Origin of the sequence: Tahibacter caeni (genome assembly GCF_024609805.1) — a bacterium.
Classification (GTDB): Bacteria; Pseudomonadota; Gammaproteobacteria; order Xanthomonadales; family Rhodanobacteraceae; genus Tahibacter; species Tahibacter caeni.
Genome location: NZ_JANFVR010000347.1, coordinates 1 through 4,808 on the forward strand (window position 1 = coordinate 1; position 4,808 = coordinate 4,808).

Genomic DNA, 4,808 nt, shown 5'->3' on the forward strand with positions numbered 1-4,808 from the left:
CCGACGGGGTCGTCGCGCGCGGCGGCGCCGTGGTCGCCGCCGGCGGCGTGGCCGGCCGGTTGAACTGCCGCACGGCCCAGATCGCCGCGCCGACCGCGGCCAGGCCGAGCACGATGAAGAAGCCGAACACGAGCGCGGCGCCGACCAGGACGACGCCGACCAGCGCCGAAAGCGCCCGCAGCAGCGGATGGCGGCTGCGCGGCGAGCGGAACAGGATTGCGGCCATGGGCGTGTCGACTCCGTGTGGCATCATGCAAGGGCCCAGTGTGGGGCTTTGCGGAAGCAACTCAAGTGCTTGAAGTCAGTGCCGAAGCCGGCCGGGCGCTGTGCCGCCTCGACGAGGTGCCCGACGGCGGGGCGATCGCGGTCGACATCGACAGCAGCACCGGCGGTTTCAACCTGATCCTGCTGCGCCGCGGCGATCAGGTGTTCGCCTACCACAACGAATGCCCGCATGCGGGCCGGCGCCTGGACTGGTCGCCCGGCAAGTTCCTGGTCAAGGACGCGACCGTGATCTGCGCAGCCCACGGCGCGACCTTCGACGTACCCAGCGGCGCCGTCATCGCCGGCCCCTGCCGCAGCGGCCTCGTACCGATGCCGTTGCGCGTCGTCGACGGGGTCGTCAGGTTGCCCTGAGCTCGGAATCGGGGGGAATCGGGAATCGGGAATCGTAGAAGCCGGTGGCGGTCGAGGCTCGGTCCTTGCCCTGCTCGTCCGATTCCCGGTTCTCCATTCCCGATCCCCCGCGTCACCGCCTGAACAACCAGTTCACCGCGAGCAGCAAGGTGATCAGCAGCAGCACGGTCAGCGGCAGGCCGACGCGCCAGAAGTCGCGCCGGCGGTAGCCGCCGGGGCCGCCGACGATGGTCAGCACCGGGTTCGCGTTGGCGATGACGAAGGTGTTGGACGTCGAGATCGCGACGATCAGCGCGTAGACCGCCGGGTTGCCGTTGGAGGCCAGCGCGATGTTGATCGCCATCGGCACCATCATCACGGTCGCTCCGACGTTGGAGATGACCTGGGCGAAGAACAGCGCGAGCACCGCGATGACCGCCTGCAGCGCCCACTGCGGCCAGGCGCCGAGATAGATCAGCACTTCCTGGGCGACCCAGGCCGCCGCGCCGGTCGTGTCCATGGCCCAGCCGAGCGGGATCAGGCAGGCCAGGGTGAAGATGGTCTTCCAGTTGATCGCCGCGTAGGCCTCGTCCATGGTCAGCACGCCGGCCAGCAGCATGCCGACCGCGCCGGTCAGCATGGCGACCGACAGCTTCATGCTCGTGAACAGGCCGAGCAGCATGGCCAGCGCGAAGAAGATCAGCGCATGCCAGAGCTTGGCCGGACGCGCCTCTTCCTTCGGAATGTCGGTGACGACGACGAAGTCGCGGTCCTCGGCCGCATGGACCAGGTCCCGCCAGGAGCTGTGCAGTACGAGGGTGTCGCCGGCGCGCAGCGCGACCTTGCGTACGTCCTCGCGGAACACCTGCTCGCCACGATAGACCGCGAGCACGCTGACGCCGTAGTGCTTGCGCATCCGCAGATCGCCGAGCACGCGCTTGACGTAGCGCGAGGTCGGCGGGATCACCGCTTCGGAAATGCCGGCGCGGCCCGGATTGAACATGTCGCCGAACTGGCGCAGGCGCGTCTGCACGCGCAGCAGCTGGTTCTGCGCGAAATCGTTGACCTGGTCGCGCGGGCCGAGCACGCCGAGCACGGTGCCGACCCAGATCATCTGGTCGGCCGGCGGCGCCAGCCGCGACTCGTTGCCGTTCTTCATCGCGAGGATCAGCGGCGCGCCGCGCATCTGCTCGACCTCGCCGACGCTCATGCCGACCAGCGGGCTTTCGGCCGTGACGGTCAGCTCCATGACTTCGCCGTCGATGCCGTAGGTCTCGGCGAAATAGGTCTCGGTGCGGCCCGGCGTGACCTTCTGCTTGCTCTCCTCGTCGGGCAGCAGCTTGCGCGTGAAAAAGAAGAAATAGGCCAGGCCGACGAACAGCAGCGGCAGGCCTATCGGCGCGATCGCGAACAGGCTGAACGGCGTGATCGTGTCGGCGCCCGGCGGCAGGTTGCGGTTCGCGCTGACGATCAGGTCGTTGAGCAGGATCAGCGGCGAGTTCGAGATCATCGTGACATTGGTGCCGGCCAAGATCATGCAGCCCATCGGCAGCAGCAGCCGCTTGAGCGGCACGCCGGTGCGCGCAGACACGCGCGAGGCGACCGGCAGCAGCAGCGCGGCCAGCGCCTGGCTCTGCATGATCGAGGTCAGCGCGCCGGCCATCACGTTGATCGCCAGCGACAGGCGCGACTCCACGCCGTTGGACACGCGCAGAATCAGGCTCGCGGCCTTGTTCAGCACGCCGGTGCGGTCCAGGCCCGCGCCCATGATCATGACCGCGATCAGCGAGATCACCGCGTTGCCGGCGAAGCCGTCGAACAGCTGGTCCACCGGCAGCAGGCCGGTCACGCCGATGCAGACGATCACGAGCAGCGCGACGACATCGGCGCGGATCCATTCCAGCACCAGCATCAGTACGGTGAAGACGACCAGCCCGAACACGAGCATCATGTCGGTGGTCAGGGTCAGTCCGTAGTCCATGTCGCCGGTCGACGTCCTTTGCGTTCAGACGCGCTCGTAGAGCAGATCCCAGACGCCGTGGCCCAGCCGCAGGCCGCGCTGCTCGAAATGCGTCTGTGTGCGCCAGCCGGGCCGCTCCGCGTAGTTGCCGCGGCCGGCGCAATTGCGCCAGGACGGGTCTGCATCGGCGACGACGAGCATCTGCTCGGCATAGTCCGCCCAGTCGGTCGCCATATGCAAGCTGCCGCCCGGACGCACGCGCGAGGCGAGCAGCTGCAGCAGCGGTGCCTGCACGAGGCGGCGCTTGTTGTGCTTCTTCTTGTGCCAGGGATCGGGGAAGTAGATGCGCACCTGGTCCAGGCTGCCGGGCGCGATCTCCTGCTGCAGCACCTCGACCGCGTCGTGGTGATAGACGCGTACGTTGTCGGCGTCCGCAGCGGCCAGTGCATTCAGCACGCGGCCGACGCCGGGCCGGTGCACCTCGATGCCGATGAAGTTGCGCCCGGGCTCGTGCTGCGCGCCCCAGACCAACTGCTCGCCGTTGCCGAAGCCGATCTCGAGCGCGACCGGCGCGGCGTTGCCGAACACCGCGGCGAGATCGCGCGGGCGGCCGGTGAAGTCGAGCCCGAAACGCGCCCAGTGGGCGCCGAACGCGCGCTGCTGCGCCTCGGTGATGCGGCCCTGGCGCAACACGAAACTGCGGATGCGGCGCTGCGGCCGCGCGGCGCCGTCGTCGTCGCTGCCCTGCATCAGCCGATGGTTCCGTCGATGGGGCTGGACGCCGAGGCATAGCGCTTGCGCGGAATGCGGCCGGCCAGGAACGCCTCGCGGCCGGCCTCGATCGCCTTGCGCATCGCTCCGGCCATCAGCACCGGCTGGCGCGCGCCGGCGATCGCGGTGTTCATCAGCACGCCGTCGCAGCCGAGCTCCATCGCGACGGCCGCGTCCGAGGCCGTGCCGACGCCGGCGTCGACGAGGATGGGAACTTTGGCGTTCTCCACAATTTCGAGAAGATTCCAGCGATTCTGGATGCCGAGGCCCGAGCCGATCGGCGCGGCCAGCGGCATGACCGCGACGCAGCCGATTTCCTCGAGACGCTTGGCGAGGATCGGGTCGTCGGAGGTGTAGACCATGACCTTGAAGCCCTCGCGCACGAGGGTTTCGGCGGCCTGCAAGGTCTGCACGACGTCCGGGAACAGGGTGCGCTGGTCGCCGAGCACTTCGAGCTTGACCAGCGAATGACCGTCCAGCAGCTCGCGCGCGAGACGGCAGGTGCGCACGGCGTCGTCGGCCGTATAGCAGCCGGCCGTGTTCGGCAGAATGGTGTAGCGCGCCGGCGGCAGCACGTCGAGCAGGTTGGGCTGGCCCGGATCCTGGCCGATGTTGCTGCGCCGGATCGCGACCGTGACGATTTCCGCGCCGGCGGCTTCGGTCGCGAGCCGCGTCTCGTCGAGGTCCTTGAACTTGCCCGTGCCGGTCAGCAGACGGGACCGATAGGGCTTGCCGGCAATGACGAGAGGATCGGAAAGCGTCGCAGTCATGGGAGGAGGCGCAGCGGGGAAAGAGCAGGATGGTAGCAAGGGCGCCCCGGCCCCAGGGAAATGATCGCTGCGCCGGCGTTCAGGCCGGGTTGCGTTGGCGGGCGCGTGTCCGGGCGCCGGCGACCGTGCGGGACACGACTCGATACCGTCGTTTCAGTCAGCCGCCGCCCATCGCATGGACGATCTCGACGCGGTCGCCGGGCTGCAGCCGGGTCGTTTCGTGCGCGCTGCGCGGAATGATGGTGCGGTTGATTTCCACGGCGACGCGGCGGCCGGCATAGCCATTGTCGGCGAGCAGGCGGGCCAGGGTGGTGTCGTCGAGACAGGCGTGCGGGGCGCCGTTGAGCAGGATTTCCATCGGCCGATTGTCGCCGATCGGGTCGCCGGCCGGCGAGCGCGACGCTCGCCGCCCCAAAAAAGGGCGGACCGAAGTCCGCCCTTGCATTGCCGGACTACTGCCTATTCGCGGCGGCGACGGCCGTTGTTGTCGCCGCCGTCGTCGCGGCTCTTGCCGTTGTCGTCGCTCTCGTTGCCGCGACGGCGTTCCTGCGGCGGCGGCGCGGCGCGTTGCGCCGGAGGCGGAGCCTGCTCGCGGCGCTCGGGCTGCGGCGCCGGCTGTTCGCGCCGCTCGAAGCGCGGCTGCTCGGGAGCGCGTTCGACGCGCGGCGGCGCTTCCTGGCGCTGGAACTGCG

At 69.3% G+C, this 4,808-nt stretch carries 6 protein-coding genes and 1 pseudogene; 1 reads left to right on the forward strand and 6 read right to left on the reverse strand.

Annotated features, from left to right (window positions below; all coding sequences use genetic code 11):
* Nucleotides 1-226, reverse strand: a pseudogene (locus tag NON22_RS20425) (hypothetical protein); the annotation flags it as partial.
* A 65-nt stretch (nt 227-291) separates the two neighbouring features.
* Here NON22_RS20425 and NON22_RS20430 point away from each other — a divergent pair.
* The gene (locus NON22_RS20430; RefSeq protein WP_257388825.1) at nt 292-636 is read left to right on the forward strand and encodes a Rieske (2Fe-2S) protein; all 345 of its coding nucleotides are present in this window, start codon (nt 292-294) and stop codon (nt 634-636) included.
* A 112-nt stretch (nt 637-748) separates the two neighbouring features.
* Here NON22_RS20430 and NON22_RS20435 read toward each other — a convergent pair whose 3' ends face one another.
* The 5 genes from NON22_RS20435 to NON22_RS20455 form a co-directional block, all read right to left on the reverse strand.
* Nucleotides 749-2,596, reverse strand: a complete 1,848-nt coding sequence (locus NON22_RS20435; protein WP_257388826.1) for an SLC13 family permease — start codon at nt 2,594-2,596, stop codon at nt 749-751.
* Between the two features lie 24 nt (nt 2,597-2,620).
* Nucleotides 2,621-3,325, reverse strand: a complete 705-nt coding sequence (gene trmB / locus NON22_RS20440) for a tRNA (guanosine(46)-N7)-methyltransferase TrmB (RefSeq protein ID WP_257388827.1) — start codon at nt 3,323-3,325, stop codon at nt 2,621-2,623.
* Nucleotides 3,325-4,116 carry a thiazole synthase gene (locus tag NON22_RS20445; RefSeq protein WP_257388828.1) on the reverse strand — a complete coding sequence of 264 codons (792 nt, stop codon included), beginning with the start codon at nt 4,114-4,116 and terminating at the stop codon, nt 3,325-3,327. The genes trmB and NON22_RS20445 overlap by 1 nt, the downstream gene beginning before the upstream one ends.
* A 157-nt stretch (nt 4,117-4,273) precedes the next feature.
* The gene (gene thiS / locus NON22_RS20450) at nt 4,274-4,474 is read right to left on the reverse strand and encodes a sulfur carrier protein ThiS (RefSeq protein WP_257388829.1); all 201 of its coding nucleotides are present in this window, start codon (nt 4,472-4,474) and stop codon (nt 4,274-4,276) included.
* A gap of 101 nt (nt 4,475-4,575) precedes the next feature.
* Nucleotides 4,576-4,808 (reverse strand): hypothetical protein (locus NON22_RS20455; protein WP_257388830.1); only part of this gene is annotated, 233 nt, incomplete at its 5' end.